The organism is Pseudomonadota bacterium (genome assembly GCA_037200975.1).
In the GTDB taxonomy this organism is placed as follows: domain Bacteria; phylum Pseudomonadota; class Gammaproteobacteria; order Steroidobacterales; family Steroidobacteraceae; genus CADEED01.
Genome location: JBBCGI010000001.1, coordinates 2,554,419 through 2,573,747, shown reverse-complemented (window position 1 = coordinate 2,573,747; position 19,329 = coordinate 2,554,419). Strand labels below are relative to the sequence as shown.

Here is a 19,329-nt window from a genome sequence, read left to right as displayed (position 1 = left end):
CCGTGAACGCAGAGATCAAACAGACAACCTCGCCGGCCGACGGTCTCGCGCCGGTTTACGCGCAGTACCCGATCGAAGTGGTCGGCGCCGACGGCGTGTGGCTGCACACGCGCGATGGCCGCAAGGTGCTCGATCTGTACGGCGGCCACGCCGTGGCATCGCTGGGTTACGGCCACAAGGGCTGGACGAAAGCGCTGAGCCAGCAGGCCGCGCAGATGAACTTCCAGACCAACGCCGTGCCGATGGAAATCCGCGCGCGCGCCGCGCAGCGCCTGCTGAAATTCTCGAAGCTGCCGTTCGACAGCGTGTTCTGGATCAACTCCGGCGCCGAGGCCAACGAAAACGCCTTCAAGCTGGCGTTCAAGACGCGCCCCGGCCGCACACACGTGGCAGCGGTGGAACAGAGCTTCCACGGCCGCACCGCGGCCTGCGCGTCCACCACGTGGAACGCGCCGCAGAAGTGGTTCTTCCTGCCGCGCGCGCCGTTCGACGTGAGCTGGATCAAGCGCCGCGATGTGGCGGACATTGCGAACCACGTCACCGAGAACACCGCCGCCGTCATCGTTGAACCCGTGCAGGGCGTGGGCGGCGCATTCGACATGGGCCAGGAATTCCTCGCCGCGCTGCGCAAACGCTGCGACGAGACCGGCGCGCTGCTCATATTCGACGAAGTGCAATGCGGAGTGGGCCGTTCGGGCACGCCGTTCGCCGCTAACTACTACGGCGTGATGCCGGACATGATCACCACCGCCAAGGCGCTGGGCAACGGCTTCCCGGTGTCGGCGTTGCTGCTGACGCCGCCGATCACGGCCTCGCTCAAGCTCGAGAATCTCGGCACCACGTTCGGCGGCGGCCCCATGGCCTGCGCCGTCGCGGAGGCGACTCTCGATGCGATCGAGCAGGAAGGCCTGCTCGAGAACGTCACGCGCGTCAGTGCCTACCTGCGCAAGACCTGCAGGGTCGGCCCGGTGATGGATTTCCAGGGCCTGGGTTTCCTGCACGGACTGCGCATGAACAAACCCGCGAAAGACATCCAGCAGGCGCTGCTCGCGCGCGACATCCTGGCGGGCACGGCGGGCGATCCTTCGATCCTGCGTCTGCTGCCGGCCTTCATTCTCAAAGAGGAACACATCGACCTGCTGCGCGCCGCGCTGATCGATCTCTAACCCATGAACCATTTTCTCGATCTGGCGGATATGCAGCGCGAGCAGGTCGTCGAGCTGCTCACGCTCGCCGACCGTCTCGCCGCCAAGCCGGAACCACACGCGCTGGCTGGCAAGATTCTCGGCCTGCTGTTCTTCAACCCGAGCTTGCGCACGCTGGCGTCCTTCCAGGCGGCGATGGCGCGGCTCGGCGGCAACTCCTTCGTGATCTCCGCGGGCCAGGGCACGTGGCAGCTCGAGACGCGCCGCGGCGCCGTGATGAATGGCGCGCCAGCGGAGCATGTGCGCGAAGGAGTGCCCGTATTGGCCCACTATTGTGACGCTCTGGGCATTCGTGCCTTCGCCGGCGGCACGGATCTCGCGGCCGATCTGGCCGAGACGTCCTTTAAAGAGATGGTCGGCCTGGCCAACAAGCCGGTCATCAACATGGAGTCGGCGGTTAATCATCCCTGCCAGGCGCTGGCTGACTGGAAGACGCTCGACGATCTCGCGGTGCCGAAGCGCGCCAAGTTCGTGTTGTCGTGGGTGAACCATCCGCGCGCGTTGCCGCTGGCGGTGCCCGCCGCCACCGTGCACATGGCCGCGATGCGCGGCATGGAAGTCGTGGTCCTGCGGCCCGAAGGTTTCGCGCTGCCCGCGCCGATCATGCAGAAGGCCGCCGCCGCCGCGGCCGCCGCCGGCGGCACGCTGCGCGAGACCGCCGACCGCGACGACGCGCTGAACGGCGCGCACGTGGTCTATGCCAAGGAGTGGGGCGCGACGAAAAGCTACGGCGACGCCGAAGCCGATGCGCGCCTGCGTTCATCGCTGGCCGACTGGTGCGTGCGCGACACCTGGTTCTCGCGCGCCGCGGTCGACTGCAAACTCATGCACTGCCTGCCGGTGCGGCGTAATGTCGCCGTCGCCGACGAGGTGCTCGATGGCCGCCGCAGCGTCGTGCAGCGCGAGGCCTACAACCGGATGGTGGTGCAGACCGCGGTGCTTCACCGCCTGCTCGCCACGCCGCAACACTAACAACCTGCCGAACGGAATCTCAGCATGATCATGCATCGCCCCGACCCCGCCGCCGCCATCCGCAGCCTGCGCAGCGCGGCTCCCTACATCCGCATGTACAAGGGCAAGACCTTCGTCGTGAAGGCGGGCGGCGGCGTGTTCGCCGACGCGGCCGCGGTGCGCGGCCTCATCGAACAGATTGCCATCCTGCACTACTTCGGCGTACGCGTCGTGTTCGTGCACGGTGGCGGGCCGCAGCTCACCGAGATCACCGAGCAGCTCGGCGTGCCCACGCGCATGGTGCAGGGCCGCCGGGTCACGGACCAGAAATCGATCGACGCCACCTCGATGGTGCTCAACGGCCTCATCAATACGAAGCTGCTGTCGCTGTGCCGCGAAATGAACATCGACGCGGTGGGCATCAGCGGCGTGGATGCCGGCCTGATCCGTGCTCACAAACGCCCGCCGGTCAAGCTGGCCGACAGCGGCGAGACGGTCGACTACGGTTTCGTCGGCGACATCGATGCCGTCGACACGAACGTGATCATGAAGTTGCTCGACAACGGCCTGATGCCGGTCGTGAGCCCGCTCTCCGCGGACGAAAACGGCGTGCTGCTCAACATCAACGCGGACACGGTCGCCGCGGCGCTGGGCGCGGCGTTGTCCGCCGAGAAGCTGATGTTGTGCACCGGCGCGCCGGGCATCCTCGAACGCGTCGACGACCCGAGCTCCATCATTTCGTACACGGACCTCAACGGCCTCAAGCGCCTGCGCGAAGAGAAACGCATCGTCGATGGCATGTTGCCGAAGGCGAAGGCGATCGAAGAGGCGCTGCGCGGCGGCGTGCGCCGCGTGCACGTGATGTCGTACAAATCGCCGGAAGGCATCCTCGCGGAAGTGTTCACCAACGAAGGCGCGGGCACGTTGATCGTGGCCGATGTCAACGCGTTGTCGCCGGCCGAACAGCTGGTGGGCAAGTAACGGCCATGAGCCGGCTCTGGGACAAGGGCGTCGAACTCGATCAACGCGTGCTGGCGTACACGGCCGGAGACGATTTCGCGCTGGACGAGCGGCTCGTCGAGTACGACGCGCGCGCTTCGATCGCCCATGCCGAGATGCTGCATGCGGCGAAGCTGCTCGGCGACGCCGATCTCGCCGCGATTCGCGCGGGGCTCAGTGCGCTGGCGGAAGAACATGCGCGCGGCGAATGGAAAATCGAGCTGGCGGACGAGGACGGCCAGACCGCGCTCGAGAAACGCCTGACGGCGCGCATCGGCACGGCGGGCGGCCGCGTGCACCTCGGACGGTCGCGCAACGACCAGGTACTGACCGCGCTGCGCCTCTATCTACTTGATGCCGGCAAGGACTTGGCCGCGGCCGCCAGCGCCGTTGCCACGGCCCTCGACGCCCTGGCGCAACGCGAGGGCGGAACTCCCCTGCCCGGCTACACACACATGCAACAGGCCATGCCGAGCAGCGTGGCTTTGTGGGCGGCAGGCTTTGCTGCCGAGTTGCGCGACGATGCGGCGGGGCTCGCGGCCACCGCGCGCCGCGCGTCGAAGAGTCCGCTGGGTTCGGCGGCGGGCTACGGCACGCCGGGCCTGCCGCTCGATCGCGAAGCGACGCGTGCCAGGCTCGGCTTCGCGGAAGTACACGCGCCCGTGACCGCGGTGCAGCTCGCACGCGGCAAGGCCGAGGCGCAGATCCTGTTCGAATGCGCCTTGCTCATGCAGGACCTGGGACGGCTGGCCGCCGACCTGCTGCTGTTCTACACGCAGGAATTCGCGTTCGTGACGCTGCCGGATTCGTTCACCACCGGCTCGTCGATCATGCCGCAGAAGCGTAACCCCGACGTATTCGAGCTGGTGCGCGGCCGTTCCGCGGTGGCGCAGAGCTGCCTCGCGGAAGTGCTCGGTATTTTCGCGAAGCTGCCGTCCGGTTATCAGCGCGACCTGCAGTTGATCAAGCCGCCGCTGTTTCGCGGCATCGACCTGGCGCTCGCCACGGCCGCCATCATGGCCGTAGCCATCGACGGCGTGCGTTTCCGGCCCGAGCGGATCAAACTCGACCCCGCGATCCACGCCGCCGAAGAAGCGAATGCGCTGGTGGTACGCGAAGGCATCCCGTTCCGCGAGGCATATCGCCGCATCGGCGAGAAATACCGCAAGTAACGCGCGGATACGCGCGCCTTCTAGTTAGCAGCGCGAGAGGTCAAGATGGCAATCTGGTTCGCCCATCCGAGCATCGAGGACGCGAAAGCGAGCCAGGTGGGCCTGCTCGCACCCCACCTCGGCATCGAGATGACGGAGTTCGGCGCGGACTTCCTGCGCGGCACCATGCCGGTGGAACCGCGTACCCGGCAGCCGATGGGTTACCTGCACGGCGGCGCGTCGCTGGTGCTGGCGGAAACCCTCGGCAGCGTCGCGGCCAATTTCGTCGTCGATCGCGCAAAATTCCGTTGCCTCGGCCAGGAAATCAACGCCAATCACCTGCGGCCCGTGTCGGACGGCATCGTCACCGGCACCGCGCGGCCGTTTCACATCGGCGCACGCAGCCAGGTGTGGAGCATCGAAATCCGCGACCCGAAGGAACGACTGGTGTGTATCTCGCGTCTGACCGTGGCGGTGGTTGAATGGCGGCCCAGGTCCGAGGATCCGAATTCGTGGAAGTGATGCGAGCCTGCAAAACGATGGCAATCCGCGCCGCTTGCGCGCTGCTCGCGGGCACACTGGCCGGTTGCGGTCTCAAGGGCCCGCTCTATCTACCCGAACAATCCAGCGGGATCGTGACGCGGCCCACACAGACGCCGCCCGAGGCCGCGAGCGCGCCGAACTCGCCCCAGACGGTCGATTCGCCGCAGGACGGCGCTGCCCCCGCGCCTGAAGTCACGCCGCCGCAGTCCGTCGAAGACGAGGCCAAGAAGAACAAAGACCCGGACAAGAACGGAACGGGCGCGATCGCGCCGCCGCGTTGAACTCCATGAAACGGCCCGATCTCGTCCTCGTCGACGGCTCTTCGTATCTGTATCGCGCGTTCCACGCGTTGCCGCCTTTCTCGAATTCGCGCGGCGAACCGACCGGCGCGGTGTTCGGCGTGCTGAACATGTTGTCGAAGTTCCTCAAGGACTACGACCCCGATCGCATCGCCGTGGTGTTCGACGCACCCGGCAAGACCTTCCGCGACGAACTGTTCGCCGAGTACAAGGCGCACCGCCCGCCGATGCCGGACGACTTGAGATCCCAGATCGAGCCCTTGTTCGAGGCGGTCCGTGGCATGGGTCTGCCCATCCTGCGCGAAAGTGGTGTCGAGGCAGACGACGTGATCGGCACGCTGGCGTGCGCGGCGGCGAAGGCGAACCTGAGCGTGCTCATCTCCACCGGCGACAAGGACATGGCGCAGCTGGTCTCGCCGCACATCACGCTGATCAACACCATGAGCAACACGGTGCTCGATCGCGAGGGTGTCAAGGCTAAATTCGACGTGTTCCCCGAGCAGATCATCGATTACCTCGCGCTGGTGGGCGACAGCTCGGACAACATCCCCGGCATCGACAAGGTCGGACCGAAAACCGCCGCCAAGTGGTTGGGCAAGTATTCGACACTCGATGCGTTGATCGCGGACGCGGCCAGCGTCGAGGGCAAGGTGGGCGAAAACCTGCGCGCGGGTCTGGCCACGCTCGAGCTGGCGCGCAAACTTGCGACCATCCGCACCGACGTCGCGCTGCCCGTGTCGCTCGATCAGCTCAAGCGGCAGCCGCCCGACACCGAGGCGTTGCGCGGCTTGTACGGCAGGCTCGAGCTGCGTTCGTTGCTCAAGCAACTCGACGGCGCGGCCGCACCGGCCGACTCCGGCGGCACGCCCGCCGCAGCCGCCACCGGCCACGCCGTCGTCGTCGGCGCACCCGCGGCGGCTGGAATCAGCCAGGGATTAAGCGACAGCGCCCAGATCATCGCCGCGGCGCCGCGCAACTACGAAACCATCACCACCGAGGCGCAGCTTGAGAGCTGGATCGCCAAACTCAGCGCGGCGGAATTGTTCGCGTTCGACACCGAGACCACCAGCCTCGAATACATGCACGCGGAAATCGTCGGCGTGTCGTTCGCGGTGGCGCCGGGTATCGCGGCCTACCTGCCGCTGCGGCACGACTACGCCGGCGCGCCCGACCAGCTCGATCGCGATGCAAGCCTGGCGAAGCTCAAGCCGCTGCTGGAGTCGGAAACGCACGCGAAGGTGGGCCATCACCTCAAGTACGACGCCCACGTGCTGGCCAATCACGGCATCAGCCTGCGCGGCATGCGCTTCGACTCGATGCTCGAGTCGTACATCTGGAACAGCACCGCCACGCGCCACGACATGGACTCGGTTGCGGAACGTTATCTAGGCCTGCGCACGATCCATTACGAGGATGTCGCGGGCAAAGGCGCGAAACAGATTCCCTTCAGCCAGGTGCCGGTCGACAAGGCGGCGGAGTATTCCTCCGAGGATTCCGACGTCACGCTGCGCCTGCATGAGGTGTTGTGGCCGCAGATCTCGACCGTCCCCGCGCTCAAGACCTTGTACGAGGAATGCGAGCAGCCGCTGGTGCCGGTGCTGCTGCGCATGGAAGACCGCGGCGTATTGATCGACCGGCAGATGTTGCGCACGCAAGGCAACCAGCTCGCCAAGCGGCTCATGGAGCTGCTGGCCGAAGCGCACAAGGAAGCAGGCGCGCCGTTCAACCTCGATTCGCCGAAACAGCTCGGCGCCATCCTGTTCGAGAAGATGCAGCTGCCGGTGGTGCGCAAGACCCCGACCGGGCAGCCGTCGACCGCCGAGGACGTGCTCGAAGAGCTCGCCGAGACGTACGCGCTGCCGAAGCTCATCCTCGAGCACCGCAATCTCTCCAAGCTCAAGTCCACCTACACGGACAAACTACCCGAGCAGATCAACGCGAAGACGGGGCGCGTGCACACCAGTTACCACCAGGCGGTGGCCGCGACGGGCCGGCTCTCCTCGCAGGACCCCAACCTGCAGAACATCCCGATCCGCACACCCGAAGGACGGCGCATCCGCCAGGCCTTCGTCGCACCGCAAGGGCAGGTCCTGCTGGCTGCCGACTACTCGCAGATCGAACTGCGCATCATGGCGCACCTGTCGGGTGACGCCGGGTTGTTAGGCGCGTTCGCCAGCGACCGTGACATCCACCAGGCGACCGCGGCCGAGGTTTTCGGCACACCGCTGGCCGAGGTCAGCGCCGACCAGCGCCGCTCGGCGAAGGCCATCAATTTCGGGCTCATCTACGGCATGAGCGCGTTCGGTCTCGCCAAGCAGCTCGGCATTGCGCGCGGCGCCGCGCAGGAATACATCGACCTGTACTTCGCGCGTTACCCGGGCGTGAAACGGTACATGGAAGAGACACGGGCGCAGGCCAAGTCGCAGGGTTACGTCGAGACGGTGTTCGGCCGGCGCCTGTACCTGCCGGACATCAATGCGCGCAACAAGCAGTTCCAGCAGGCGGCCGAACGCGCGGCGATCAACGCGCCCATGCAGGGCACCGCCGCCGACATCATCAAGCGCGCGATGATCGCCGTGGACGCGTGGTGCACGCCGTCAAGCGGCGCGCGCCTCATCATGCAGGTGCACGACGAACTGGTGCTGGAGGTCGAGAGCGGCAAGGTGGCCGAGGTCTCGGCCGCCGTGCGGCAGCACATGGCGGCGGCGGCGAACCTGCGGGTGCCGCTGCGCGTCGACATCGGCACGGGCGCGAACTGGGACGAGGCCCACTAGTTCGGCCCTAACATTCCTTGTTTGTGTCGGCGACTGGCGACGGTTTGTGTGGGAGCCCGCGCTCCCCGTCACAATGCCGTCCGCAGTTCAGGAACCGTTAAGTGTTCCTGCTCTCTAATCCTGCTTCCCAAACGAGGAGAGGTCTCATGAACATGAAGTTCGCCGCGCTCGCCGTGCTCGGCACGTTTTCCGCAGTTGCACTCGCCCCCCATGCCGACGCCGCCGACAACGGCTTCTATCTCGGCGCCGGAGTCACCCGCACCGATTTCAAGCTCAGCGTCGACGGCATCGATGGCGATGAGACCCTCGATGACAGCTCATTCAAGGTGATCGCAGGTTTTCGCCCGCTCGACTGGCTGGCGGTCGAAGCCAACTATCTCGACCTGGGAAAGGCGGAGTTCGAGGATGGCACCGGCGTATCGATCGACTCGAAGGCGCTCAGCGCCTCGGCGCTGTTCATCGCGGAGTTCGGCATCGTCGATCTGTTCGGAAAAGTCGGCGTCGTGAAATGGGATTCGGACTACCGCCAGACCGACGTGGGCACCGTTTCCGATGACGGCGTCGAGCCGATGTTCGGAGCGGGCCTGGGACTGCACTTCGGCAGCATCGGAGCGCGGCTCGAATACGAGTTGTTCAAAACCGAAGCGCTCGACAACGAAGTGAACAACGACATCAAGACGCTTTCGCTCAGCGTCACCTACACCTTTCTGTAGCGCCGACGCGACAGGTCGCGTCGTAACCACATGATTTTCCGGCAGTACTTTTTTAAAAAGATTGGAACCTTTCCGGAGGGTCCGATGTCTCATTACCCGAGCGCGTAAAAACGCTCCACGCTTCCCTCCCTGAGCGTGTAGCCCGGAACACGAGACCTGTGCCGGGTTAGTCTGGCCCCGGTGGTTTACCACCGGGGCTTTCTTTTTATGGGGTCCCGTTCGGAGCCGGAAGCCGGAGCATCTGATCCAGCCGCTTCTGCGCCGCCTGAATGCCGATCTTGTCCGTCGCCGAAAAGACCTGGGCAGTCATTCCTTCCGCAATCCGGTCCTGGGTGTCCTTGAGCGTGGCTGCCCGCTCGCGCTGATTGATCTTGTCGGCCTTGGTCAAAAGGACGTGCACGTTCCAGCCCGAGGCGTGTGCCCAGTCCAGCAACTGCTCGTCCCCTTCCTTCAGGCCGCGCCGGATATCCACGATCAGGAACAGACCGCGGATGGATTGCCGTGCCGGCAAGCGCGCAATGAGCCCGATCCACTGCTTCTTCTCGACGGGACTCGCCTCGGCATATCCATAACCGGGCAAATCGAGAATGCGTCGCCCCTCATCGACCTCGAAGAAGTTCAGCAACCGCGTCCGGCCCGGGGTCTTGCTCGCGCGGGCCAATCCATTGCGAACCATGATCGCGTTGATCGCGCTCGATTTGCCGGAATTGGAGCGTCCCGCGAACGCGACCTCGGCACCCACGTCCTGCGGAAACTGTTCTTCACTCGCCGCGGACAGCAGGAAGCGGACATTCGGAAACTGGCTCATGGGAGGCTAGGCTGATGCGACACACGCTAGTGTACAATTCGGCGCCTTTCAGGGAGCCCGCAAGACCATGATTGAGAGCAGATTTTCCTTTGGCGTAGCCGCGGCGTTCATTTGCGCCACGTTGAGTTTCGGCGGCGTTGCCTCCGCCGACGACGTCCTCAAGGGCTCGGCCGACGCCGGATCCACGAAAGCTGCGGTTTGCACCGCCTGCCACGGCGTCAACGGCAACAGCACGAACCCGGAATGGCCGGTGCTCGCTGGCCAGAACGCCGCCTATATTCGCGAACAGCTCGCGGCGTTCAGGACGAAGAAGCGCAACAACCCGATCATGCAGCCGATCGTCGATTCACTCACCGACCAGGACGTCGCGGATCTTGCCGCGTTCTATTCGGCGCAGACACCGACCGGTCTCGAAGCCGATCCTTCCTACTGGAAAGCGGGCGAGGCGCTGTACCGTTCGGGCGACCTCAAGCGCAACATCCCGGCCTGCACCGCCTGCCATGGACCCGCCGGCCAGGGCAATTCGGGCTCGGGGTATCCGGCACTTCGGGCGCAGCATTCGGTCTACACCGTGAAGCAGCTTCAGGACTACCTGACACAGAATCGCTACCGTGACGCCACCGATCCGGCGAAGGTTTATCAGACGCGCAACAGCGTGATGATGACGACCATCGCGGCGCGGCTGACGCCGGAAGACATCCGCAATGTGGCGTCGTATCTGCAGGGGCTGCGCTAACTACCATCGCCCGGAGTTTCGACGATGACTCGAGCGTACATTCTCGCCAGCGCGCTCGCGGCCGCCGCCATCGCCAGCTCGTTTTCGCTGCAGGCCTGCGCCCGGGTCGCCGCCCCGGCGCCCGCCGCAGCCGCCACCGCCGGGCCAGCGCCCGCACCGGCTGTCAACCCCCGGGCCATCGGCGACTGGCGCCTCGGAACTAACTACACGCTGCTGGAAGAACCGCAGCCGCCGAACGTCGGCGCCGGCAAGGTCGAGGTCGCCGAAGTCTTCTGGTATGGCTGCGGCCATTGTTATGCGCTCGATCCGGCGCTCGAGAGCTGGAAGGCGGGCAAGCCCGAGTACGTCGAATTCGTGCGCATCCCGGTCATCTGGGGCCCGCCGCATCGTCAACACGCGAAGCTCTTCTACACGATCCAGGCGCTCGGCCGCCCCGACCTGCACGCCAAGATCTTCGACGCCATTCATCGCGGCGGGAAGACGCTGTCCGCGCAGCGTGACGAGGATGCGCGCGCGCTGCAGCTCGAATTCCTGAAGGATTACGGCATCACGGAGAAAGCTTTCAACGCCGCATACGATTCGATGCCGGTCGCGACCAACGTGCAGCGCGCGGAGGCACTGACCCAGCAGTACTTCGTTTCCGGCGTGCCAACCATCGTGGTGAACGGCAAATATGTCACGGGCGTCGGTCAGGCCGGTGGTGCACCCCAGTTGCTTTCGTTGATCAACGACCTGGCGGCCAGCGAGAAGGGTCGCTAGCGGCTCGCCGCTGGCACTTTCCCGGGCGCTTCGCAGACAGCAGCCATCATGCTGAGCGCCTTCGTCGCACAACCCCAGGGACTCGCGCGCTTCGAGCTGCGCTCCGGCGCCGCGATTCCGGGCGAATCCATCTGGCTCGATCTGCTCGAGCCCACCCCGAGCGAAGAGAAGCAGGTCGAAAGCTTTCTCAGCATCGATGTCCCGACGCGCGACGAGATGCGCGAGATCGAAGCTTCGAACCGCCTCTACGAAGAAGACGGCGCGCTCTACATGACGGCCACCGTCGTCACCAAACTCGACAGCGATCTGCCCGAGAGCACGCAGATCACGTTCATCCTCTCGGCGGCCAAGCTGGTCACCAACCGCTATGTGGATCCGTTGCCGTTCCGGCGCTTCATCGCATATGCCGAACGCCACCCGAATTCCTGCAATTCGCCGCCGGCGGTGCTGGCCGGCCTGCTGGAGTCCGTCATCAATCGGGTTGCGGACGTCATCGAAAGGGTGGCCACCGATCTGGATTCCGCTTCGGTCGAAGTCTTCACTGCTTCACGCAAGAAGCGCGGCGCCTTCCGCGATTTTCGCAAGACTCTCGAGCGCCTTGGCCAGAACGGCGAACTCATTTCCAAGGCCCGCGAGAGCCTGGTGAGCCTCGGACGCCTCCTGACCTTCGTGCAGCAGAGCACCTCGGTGCCGATGTCGGCGGAAGTGCGGGCCCGGTTTCGCACGCTGACCCGCGACGTGATGGCCATGAGCGATCACGCCTCGTTCCTCGGGACCAAGGTGTCGTTCATCCTCGACGCCACCCTGGGCCTCATCAACATCGACCAGAACAACATCCTCAAGATCTTCTCGGTGGTCACGGTATTCCTGCTGCCGCCGTCGGTCATCGGGGCGATTTTCGGCATGAATTTCTCGAAGATGCCCTGGCTGCACGAGGAATGGGGCTTCTGGGCGGCCATGGGCGTGATGGTGGTGTCCGCCATCGGCCCTTTTGTGTTCTTCAAGCGGAAAGGCTGGCTGTGAACGGCTAGAATCCGCACCCCCGCGCCCGTAGCTCAGCTGGATAGAGTACTGCCCTCCGAAGGCAGGGGTCACTGGTTCGAATCCAGTCGGGCGCGCCAGATTACTGATCGATTAACTGACAGATATACTTCGCGCCCATGAGCAAACAAGACTCGCACTTCTTCAACAATTTCAGTCTCGTCCTCGGCATCTTGTTTGCCGTGACCCTGGGGCTGTTCGCCTTTGCCCGTCATGTCGGTGCCGAACACCAGGGCAAGCAGGTCACGACCGATCCGCGCTTCATAGAGAGCACGGAAGAGCGCCTGCAGCCGGTGGCCCACGTGGCCGTAGCCGGGCAGGACAATTCGGCATTGAAGATCGAAAGTGCGGGCCCGCCGGTCGCCGCCGCCGCATTGCCGGAGAACGGCACCGCCGCGTACGAGACTGCCTGCGTCGCCTGCCATGGCGCAGGCATCGCCGGCGCCCCGAAGGTTGGCGACAAGGCCGCCTGGGGTCCGCGCATCGCCCAGGGCAAAGAGACGCTGTACAACCACGCGTTGCATGGCTTCAACGGCAAGACCGGCGTGATGCCCGCCAAGGGTGGCCGCACCGACTGGCCGGACGATCTGGTCAAGCAGGCCGTCGACCACATCATCGACCTGAACAAGTAACGCCGAACTACTCGATCGCCCGCCGCAGCTGCAGGGCTTCGGCGAGATGCACGGGGCCGATGGATCCATTCCGCGGCCCCGTTTGCATTTCTGCCTCTTGCAGATCGGCAATGGTGCGTGCCACGCGCAGCACACGATGGATACCGCGCGCCGACAGGTTCAGCTTCATGCGCGCCTGCGCGAGCAGCCGGCGGCAATAACGATCGAGCCCGCAGGCCTGCTGGATTTCCACGCCGTTCAAATCCGAGTTGAGCTTGCCACCACGAGCCTGCTGCAGCTCGCGCGCGGCGCGCACGCGCCGCGCGCACCCGGCGGTGCCGCCGGCGTGATCGGGCGCCGCGCCTTCGCCTAACAACTCCTCGCTCGGCAACGCCGGAACTTCGACGCGCAGGTCGATGCGGTCGAGCAGCGGCCCGGAGATGCGCGACCGGTAGCGCGCTATTTCCGGCGGCGCACAGCGGCAGCGGCCGGAAACATCCCCCAGGTGGCCGCAGGGACAGGGGTTCATTGCGGCTATCAACTGGAAGCGCGCCGGATACTCCACCTGCAGCTTCGCGCGCGCGATGGCGACGACGCCCGACTCGAGCGGCTCGCGCAGGGATTCGAGCACCGCGCGATTGAATTCCGGCAGCTCGTCGAGGAACAACACGCCGTGGTGCGCGAGGCTCGCTTCTCCGGGGCGCGCGTGCGGTCCGCCGCCGATGATGGCGCTGGCCGAGGCGCTGTGATGCGGCGCGCGGAACGGGCGCCGGCCGTAGTCGCGCGGCGCAAATCCGCGGCCGCTCACCGACGCGATGGACGCGACCTCGAGCGCCGCGCCGGCATCGAGGCGCGGCAGCAACCCGGCCAGCCGCTGCGCCAGCATGGTCTTGCCGGTACCCGGCGGACCCACGAGCAGCAGCGAATGCGCACCCGCCGCCGCGATCAGCAGCGCACGCTTGGGCTGCGCTTGCCCGCGCACGTCGGCGAGGTCGAGAGTTCGTTCGCCGATCGAAGCTCCCGCTGCGTCCGCATGGGAGATCGCGGCGCACGGCAAGGTGTCGAGAGAGGCACGACGGCCGAGTTTCTCGCACACCTCTGCCAGGCTGGCTGCGCCATGCGCGCTTGCGGGCGCCGCGAGGCGGGCCTCGGCGAGATTGACCGCCGGCACGACCACGGTGCGCGCCTCGCGCGCGGCATGCGCCGCGGCCAGGATCACGCCTTTGATGAGCTTGAGCTCACCGGCAAGCCCGAGCTCGCCGTAGAACTCACAGTTGTCGAGCAGGTCGGGCGCGAACTCGATCTGCCCGGAGGCGAGCAGGATGCCGAGCGCGATCGGCAGGTCGTATCGGCACCCCTCCTTCGGCAGATCGGCCGGCGAGAGATTGACGGTGATGCGACCGGCCGGAAATTCGAAACCGGAAGTCGCAATCGCCGCGCGCACGCGATCCCTGCTTTCCTTCACCGCCGTCGCCGGGAGCCCGACGATGTTCGAGGTCGGCAAGCCACCGCCCAGGTGCACCTCGACCATGACTCGCGGAGCTGAAAGCCCAAGTTGCGCGCGGCTGGCCACGCGTGCGAATCCCATGACTCCTCCTTGAGTCAGAGCTGGCTTGAGTCACAGCTGGCGTGGGCCAACCTGGACTGGACGCCGGCATCCGTGCCGCCGTCGTGTAATGCGGAAAGTCAGCCGCCGGTGTTGTCCGGCGATTTCGCTTCCAGTTCGGCCACCCGCTTTTCGAGCGCCTCGAGCCGCGCGCGCGTGCGTTCGAGCACCTTGCGCTGCGCGTCGAATTCGTCCCGGCCAGCGAGATCCAGCTTGCCCAGGTTGGCACGCAGCACCGCGCGAAAGTTGCTTTCGAGATCCTCGCGCAATCCGCTGGCACCGGATACGAGCCCGGGAGGCAGCCCTTGCATCAGGCTGCGCAGCAGTTCTTCGACCCTGGGAATCTCCACCGATGGCTCTCCTAACAAGTTGTCATGCGTCTGCCCCGTTTTGTTGCGCACTCGATTCCATCGCCCCAACTTTGGGCGCGGCCGCGAGAAGGCGCCCGCTTTCGCGCCGCAGCGGCGCCCTCCTCGCATGCGAAGGGGCTGGCATGGAACCTGCACTTCGAACACAGGCAAATGAACAAGTAGCTGATTGGGAGCATACGCGTGTCCGACGGACACGCTCCATCGGATAACAATGCCAAAGCGATGAAAATGATCACTGCAATCATCCGCCCGTGGAAGCTCGACGACCTTCAGATGGCCGTTGCGCGACTGGGCGTGCAGGGGATCACCGTAACCGAGGTCACCGGTTACGGCAGACAGCGGGGGCATTCGGAGCACTACAAGGGCTCTGAATATCAGGTGGAGTTCGTGCCAAAGCTGCGCGTCGAGATCGTGCTCGACGAGGCTTCAGCGGAGGCCGTCGTAGAAGCCATCAGCAACGTATGTCGCACGGGAAAAACCGGCGACGGCAAGATTTTCCTGGCGCCAGTCGGTGAAGCGGTGCGGATACGTACCCGTGAATCCGGCGCGGCGGCAGCCTGAGATGTCGTTGAGGAGCTTTTACATGCATCAAGATAAGAAGATAACGAAGGGTAGCAGCCTGATGCGCGGTCTCGGCGCAACGCTGTCGAAGGTGGGGTTTGCCACACTGGCGGCAATGACGCCGATGCTGGCGGCTGCGCAGGACGCGGCGGAAGCGGCGCCGGTTCCGAACAAGGGCGACACCGCATGGATGATCGTCGCCACCTTGCTCGTCATCATGATGGCGGTGCCAGGACTGGCGTTGTTCTACGGCGGCATGGTGCGCGCCAAGAACATGCTGTCGATCTCCATGCAGGTGTTCATCATCTTCTCGCTGTGCACGGTGCTCTGGATCGTCTATGGCTACAGCCTCGCGTTCAACGGACCGGGCGAGTGGATAGGCGACGCGAGCCGCTTCCTCATGCACGGGCTCACGGCCGATTCCAACGCGGCGACCTTTACGAAGGGCGTCGTGATTCCGGAGTTCGTGTTCGTGGTCTTCCAGGCGACCTTCGCCGCGATCACCACCGCCCTCGCGATCGGCGGCTTCGCCGAACGCACCAAGTTCAGCGCGGTGCTGATCTGGGCGGTGCTCTGGTTCACCTTCTCCTATCTGCCGATCGCGCGCATGGTCTGGTACTCCGAGGGCTACCTGTTCAAGCTCGGCGCCCTCGACTACGCGGGCGGCACGGTGGTGCACATCAACGCCGGCATCGCAGGCCTCATGGGTGCGCTCATCGTCGGCAAACGCACGGGTTACGGCACGGTGGCCATGCCGCCGCACAACGTACCCTACGTGATGGTCGGCGCCGCGCTGCTGTGGACCGGCTGGTTCGGCTTCAACGTGGGTTCGGGTCTCGAAGCCAACAACTTCGCCGGCCTGGTATTCCTGAACACCTACGTCTGCACGGCAGCCGCTGCCTGCGCGTGGAGCCTCGGCGAATGGATCTTCCGCGGCAAGCCGACCATGCTCGGCGCAGCCTCCGGTGCCATCGCGGGTCTGGTTGCGATCACCCCGTCTTGCGGTGTGGTCGGCCCGGGCGGCGCGATCGTGTTGGGTCTCGTCGTCGGCCTGGTCTGCCTCTGGGCCTGCTCTTGGCTCAAGAAGAAGCTCGGCTATGACGATTCGCTGGATGTCTTTGGCGTTCACTGCATCGGCGGCATCATCGGCGCCCTCTCGTGCGCGGTCCTCGGCCATGCGTCGCTGGGTGGTGTCGGCACGTTCGAGAGCATCGGTGCGCAGCTCGGTATCCAGGCCACGGGCGTCGGCATCACGCTGCTCTGGTCGGGCATCGTGTCCGCCGCGATCTTCCTGCTGCTCAAGTTCACGATCGGTCTGCGGCCGAGCGAGGAAGTCGAGCGTGAAGGCCTCGATACCAACGAGCACGGCGAACGCGCCTACGACGCCTGATCCGCGTCGACTCGTAGGACGAGATTGATCGTCAGGCCCCGGCAACCCGCAAGGTTGCCGGGGCCTTCTTCTTTGCGGAGCCCTCTTCGCCGGATAAGGCGCCGAAAGAGGCCGCCGTAAGGCAAAACGCCGAAAGAGGCGGCTTTTGAACGCGTTCGCGGCCCGAATGCCCCTTGTCTGTGATGGAGATCAAGGGTTCTCATACGCCTCTACCTGCATAATCCGGCAACCGGAGGAAGCGCATGCGTCACTCGAAATATCTGGTCGTCATTGCGGGCGTTCTGCTCGGCGCGGCAGCGCAGGCGGGCGACGTCTACAAATACGTGGATGAGCGCGGCAATACGCTCTACACCGACAAACCCATTCCGGGCGCCGTGCGTGTCGCCACCGGTGCGCAGCGTCCGCCCGAAGCCGCCGAGCGCGCCTATGCATCGCAGCAGTCCGCGACCAATCGCACGCTCGCCGACAGCAATCAACGTATCGCCGGCGCGCAGAGCGATCAGCGCGTCGCCGCCACGGTCGCCAAAGATCTCGAAGCCACGCGTGCCGCGCGTTGCAAGCAGGCGCGCGCGGACTACCAAAGCGCGATCCAGTCGCGTCGCATGTACAACGAAGGCAAAGACGGCAAGCGCACCTATCTGAACGATGCCGAGTTATCGCAGCAGCGCGTCGACTTGGCCAAGCAGGTCGAGACCATCTGCGGCCCCCAGGGATAACTACCCTTTATAGATCTCCACGGACGCCGCCCCTTTCTCCTGAAAGGGGCGGCGTTTTCCTTTGTGGCGCTCGCGCCTGAAATAGCGGCGTTTTCCTTTGTGGCGCTCGCGCCTGATAATCCCTGCCTATGACACGTGTCGGATTTGCAGGTCTCGGTGCCATGGGTGCTCCCATGGCGAAAAATCTTCACAAGGCGGGGCTGCTGGCCGCCGTCTGGAATCGCAGCAGCGACAAGGCGCAGGCGCTTTCCGCGGAGCTCGGTTGCGCGGCACCCCCAGCCCTCGACAAGTTCGCCACCCTGCTCGACGCGGTGGTGATCTGCGTTTCCGCGGATGCCGATGTGCGGACCGTCGTGGAAGCGATGGCCCCCGGGCTTGCCCGTGGAGCGCTGGTCATCGACTGCTCCACGGTGAGCGCGGGCACCGCGCGCTGGGCGGAAAAATTTCTCGCCGAACGCGGCGTACGCTTTCTCGACGCGCCGGTCAGCGGCGGCACGGAAGGCGCCAGGAACGCCGCGTTGGCCATCATGTGCGGCGGCGAACCCGCCACGTATGAAGCGAGCCGCCCCATCCTCGCCGCCATGGGCAAGACCATCGAACACTTCGGTCCGGCGGGCTCGGGCCAGGCGACCAAGGCCACGAACCAGATCATGTGCGCGGGCATCATCCGCGCCTGCGCCGAGGCGATGGCCTTCGCCGGCGCGCATCAGCTGCCGCTCGAACGCGTCGTGACGACGCTCGGCGCCGGCGCCGGCTCGAGCTGGTACTTCGTGCACCGCGCACCGAACATGGTGCGCGGCAGTTACCCGGCCGGCTTTCGCATCCGGCTGCACGCCAAGGATCTCGGCATCTGCCGCGACATGGCGGCGCGCTTCGGCGTCTCGCTGCCGGTGGTCGACTCCATGCTGGCCGAATACGCCGAGCTGATCGCGCAGGGTTACGGCGACGAGGACATCTCGGCGACTCACCGGCTCAAGCAGGCGTTGTTCGACGACGCGTCGCGTCGCGACGCATGAGCGGGCCGCTGCGCGAAGTCGAGGGAGCCCGCCAGCTCTATCTACCCGACTTCTGCAAGGCGCACGCGGTTCTCGCGGTGGTCATCATCTGCGAACTGACCGCGCTGATCCTGTCGCTGGCGCGTACCGAATCGACCTCGGGCTTCTGGCCGGATCTCGGCCGCACTTCGATGTTCCTGTTGTGGGTCGGCCTGTTCGGCGCCGCGCTGTTGTGCCTGCTGCGCGGTTATCTCACCCGCCAGACGCTCGCGAAGGGGTCGGCGATCGTGCTCGCGATGACCGCGTCGCTGGTCGCGATGATCTCCGCGGTGGCCTATTTTCTCGGCAGTCGCGCCGGCTGGTTCGCGGATAGCGGGCTGATTCCCGACGACCAGTGGCCGTTCCTGGTCCGCAACGTATGCATCGCGCTGATCGTCACCGCTCTGGCGCTGCGCTACTTCTACGTGACTTACGAATGGCGGCACAACGTCGAGCTGCAGGCCCAGGCGCGCGTGCACGCGCTGCAAGCCCGGATACGCCCGCACTTCCTCTTCAACAGCATGAACACCATCGCCGCGTTGACGCGCAGCAACCCGGCGCGCGCCGAAGAGGCCGTGCAGGATCTCGCCGACCTCTTCCGGGCCAACCTCAACGAGAAGCGCAACCAGATCTCGCTGGCGGAAGAGATCGACGTGGCGCGCACCTACCAGCGCATGGAACAGCTGCGCCTCGGCAACCGGCTGGTGGTCGAATGGAAGATCGACGTATTGCCGAACGACGCGCTGGTGCCGGGGCTCACGCTGCAGCCGCTGCTCGAAAACGCCATCTACCACGGCGTCGAGCCGCGGCCGGAAGGTGGCACGGTCACGGTCACCGGGGAGTTCAACAAGGGCATGATCACCATTGTCGTCCGCAATCCATTGCCGCTCGCAAACCTGACGGTGCGCGACGGCAACCGGCTCGCGCTCGCCAACATCAAGGAACGCCTCGACCTCATGTACGGCGAACGCGCGACGGTCAAGGCCGGGCGTTTCGACGACGAATACATCGTGACGCTGCGTTTTCCGTTCGCCGCCGGCGAGGGCGCGCGTACCGCATGA

At 65.5% G+C, this 19,329-nt stretch carries 20 protein-coding genes and 1 tRNA gene; 18 read left to right on the top strand and 3 right to left on the bottom strand.

The features are described 5' to 3' along the window. Nucleotides 1-2: 2 nt before the first annotated feature. The 8 genes from WDO72_11615 (at nucleotide 3) to WDO72_11580 (ending at nucleotide 8,635) form a co-directional block, all read left to right on the top strand. Nucleotides 3-1,166 (top strand): aminotransferase class III-fold pyridoxal phosphate-dependent enzyme, encoded by a 1,164-nt coding sequence (locus tag WDO72_11615; GenBank protein MEJ0086325.1) that lies wholly within the window; start codon nucleotides 3-5, stop codon nucleotides 1,164-1,166. A 3-nt stretch (nucleotides 1,167-1,169) separates the two neighbouring features. Continuing rightward, nucleotides 1,170-2,177, top strand: coding sequence for an N-acetylornithine carbamoyltransferase (locus tag WDO72_11610; GenBank protein ID MEJ0086324.1), 1,008 nt, complete (start codon nucleotides 1,170-1,172; stop codon nucleotides 2,175-2,177). Between the two features lie 24 nt (nucleotides 2,178-2,201). Continuing rightward, nucleotides 2,202-3,137: an acetylglutamate kinase gene (gene argB / locus WDO72_11605; GenBank protein ID MEJ0086323.1), complete on the top strand. Its 936-nt coding sequence runs from the start codon at nucleotides 2,202-2,204 to the stop codon at nucleotides 3,135-3,137. A gap of 5 nt (nucleotides 3,138-3,142) precedes the next feature. After that, nucleotides 3,143-4,327, top strand: a complete 1,185-nt coding sequence (gene argH / locus WDO72_11600) for an argininosuccinate lyase (protein MEJ0086322.1) — start codon at nucleotides 3,143-3,145, stop codon at nucleotides 4,325-4,327. Between the two features lie 45 nt (nucleotides 4,328-4,372). After that, complete coding sequence (locus WDO72_11595) at nucleotides 4,373-4,828, top strand: hotdog fold thioesterase (GenBank protein ID MEJ0086321.1); 456 nt, start codon at nucleotides 4,373-4,375, stop codon at nucleotides 4,826-4,828. A gap of 17 nt (nucleotides 4,829-4,845) precedes the next feature. Continuing rightward, a complete protein-coding gene (locus WDO72_11590; GenBank protein ID MEJ0086320.1) occupies nucleotides 4,846-5,130 on the top strand; it encodes a lipoprotein in 285 nt (94 codons plus the stop codon). A gap of 5 nt (nucleotides 5,131-5,135) precedes the next feature. After that, the gene (gene polA, locus WDO72_11585; protein MEJ0086319.1) at nucleotides 5,136-7,922 is read left to right on the top strand and encodes a DNA polymerase I; all 2,787 of its coding nucleotides are present in this window, start codon (nucleotides 5,136-5,138) and stop codon (nucleotides 7,920-7,922) included. A 146-nt stretch (nucleotides 7,923-8,068) separates the two neighbouring features. Then, nucleotides 8,069-8,635 carry a porin family protein gene (locus WDO72_11580; protein ID MEJ0086318.1) on the top strand — a complete coding sequence of 189 codons (567 nt, stop codon included), beginning with the start codon at nucleotides 8,069-8,071 and terminating at the stop codon, nucleotides 8,633-8,635. A gap of 205 nt (nucleotides 8,636-8,840) precedes the next feature. On the opposite strand, the gene yihA is transcribed toward WDO72_11580, so the two are convergent. Further along, entirely contained in the window at nucleotides 8,841-9,443 is a 603-nt protein-coding gene (yihA, locus tag WDO72_11575; protein MEJ0086317.1) for a ribosome biogenesis GTP-binding protein YihA/YsxC, read from the bottom strand. A 67-nt stretch (nucleotides 9,444-9,510) separates the two neighbouring features. Between yihA and WDO72_11570 the strand changes: the two genes are divergently transcribed. From WDO72_11570 to WDO72_11550, 5 genes are all read left to right on the top strand, one after another. Then, on the top strand, nucleotides 9,511-10,179 hold the full coding sequence (locus tag WDO72_11570) for a c-type cytochrome (GenBank protein ID MEJ0086316.1): 669 nt from the start codon (nucleotides 9,511-9,513) through the stop codon (nucleotides 10,177-10,179). A gap of 24 nt (nucleotides 10,180-10,203) precedes the next feature. Next, complete coding sequence (locus WDO72_11565; protein ID MEJ0086315.1) at nucleotides 10,204-10,938, top strand: thiol:disulfide interchange protein DsbA/DsbL; 735 nt, start codon at nucleotides 10,204-10,206, stop codon at nucleotides 10,936-10,938. Between the two features lie 48 nt (nucleotides 10,939-10,986). Then, complete coding sequence (locus WDO72_11560; GenBank protein MEJ0086314.1) at nucleotides 10,987-11,961, top strand: magnesium transporter CorA family protein; 975 nt, start codon at nucleotides 10,987-10,989, stop codon at nucleotides 11,959-11,961. 21 nt (nucleotides 11,962-11,982) lie between these two features. After that, nucleotides 11,983-12,059: transfer RNA gene (locus tag WDO72_11555), tRNA-Arg, on the top strand. A gap of 39 nt (nucleotides 12,060-12,098) precedes the next feature. Continuing rightward, on the top strand, nucleotides 12,099-12,611 hold the full coding sequence (locus WDO72_11550; GenBank protein ID MEJ0086313.1) for a cytochrome c5 family protein: 513 nt from the start codon (nucleotides 12,099-12,101) through the stop codon (nucleotides 12,609-12,611). Nucleotides 12,612-12,618: 7 nt separating this feature from the next. On the opposite strand, the gene WDO72_11545 is transcribed toward WDO72_11550, so the two are convergent. Together WDO72_11545 and WDO72_11540 are read right to left on the bottom strand one after the other, a co-directional pair. After that, nucleotides 12,619-14,178 (bottom strand): YifB family Mg chelatase-like AAA ATPase, encoded by a 1,560-nt coding sequence (locus WDO72_11545; protein ID MEJ0086312.1) that lies wholly within the window; start codon nucleotides 14,176-14,178, stop codon nucleotides 12,619-12,621. Between the two features lie 98 nt (nucleotides 14,179-14,276). Then, nucleotides 14,277-14,507: an accessory factor UbiK family protein gene (locus WDO72_11540; protein ID MEJ0086311.1), complete on the bottom strand. Its 231-nt coding sequence runs from the start codon at nucleotides 14,505-14,507 to the stop codon at nucleotides 14,277-14,279. 282 nt (nucleotides 14,508-14,789) lie between these two features. On the opposite strand from WDO72_11540, the gene WDO72_11535 reads away from it, so the two are divergent. From WDO72_11535 to WDO72_11515, 5 genes are all read left to right on the top strand, one after another. Further along, a complete protein-coding gene (locus tag WDO72_11535) occupies nucleotides 14,790-15,128 on the top strand; it encodes a P-II family nitrogen regulator (protein ID MEJ0086310.1) in 339 nt (112 codons plus the stop codon). Between the two features lie 115 nt (nucleotides 15,129-15,243). Further along, nucleotides 15,244-16,518 (top strand): ammonium transporter, encoded by a 1,275-nt coding sequence (locus WDO72_11530; protein MEJ0086309.1) that lies wholly within the window; start codon nucleotides 15,244-15,246, stop codon nucleotides 16,516-16,518. Nucleotides 16,519-16,760: 242 nt separating this feature from the next. Then, the gene (locus WDO72_11525) at nucleotides 16,761-17,234 is read left to right on the top strand and encodes a DUF4124 domain-containing protein (GenBank protein MEJ0086308.1); all 474 of its coding nucleotides are present in this window, start codon (nucleotides 16,761-16,763) and stop codon (nucleotides 17,232-17,234) included. 128 nt (nucleotides 17,235-17,362) lie between these two features. Then, nucleotides 17,363-18,250 (top strand): NAD(P)-dependent oxidoreductase, encoded by an 888-nt coding sequence (locus tag WDO72_11520; protein ID MEJ0086307.1) that lies wholly within the window; start codon nucleotides 17,363-17,365, stop codon nucleotides 18,248-18,250. After that, nucleotides 18,247-19,329, top strand: a complete 1,083-nt coding sequence (locus WDO72_11515) for a sensor histidine kinase (protein MEJ0086306.1) — start codon at nucleotides 18,247-18,249, stop codon at nucleotides 19,327-19,329. The genes WDO72_11520 and WDO72_11515 overlap by 4 nt, the downstream gene beginning before the upstream one ends.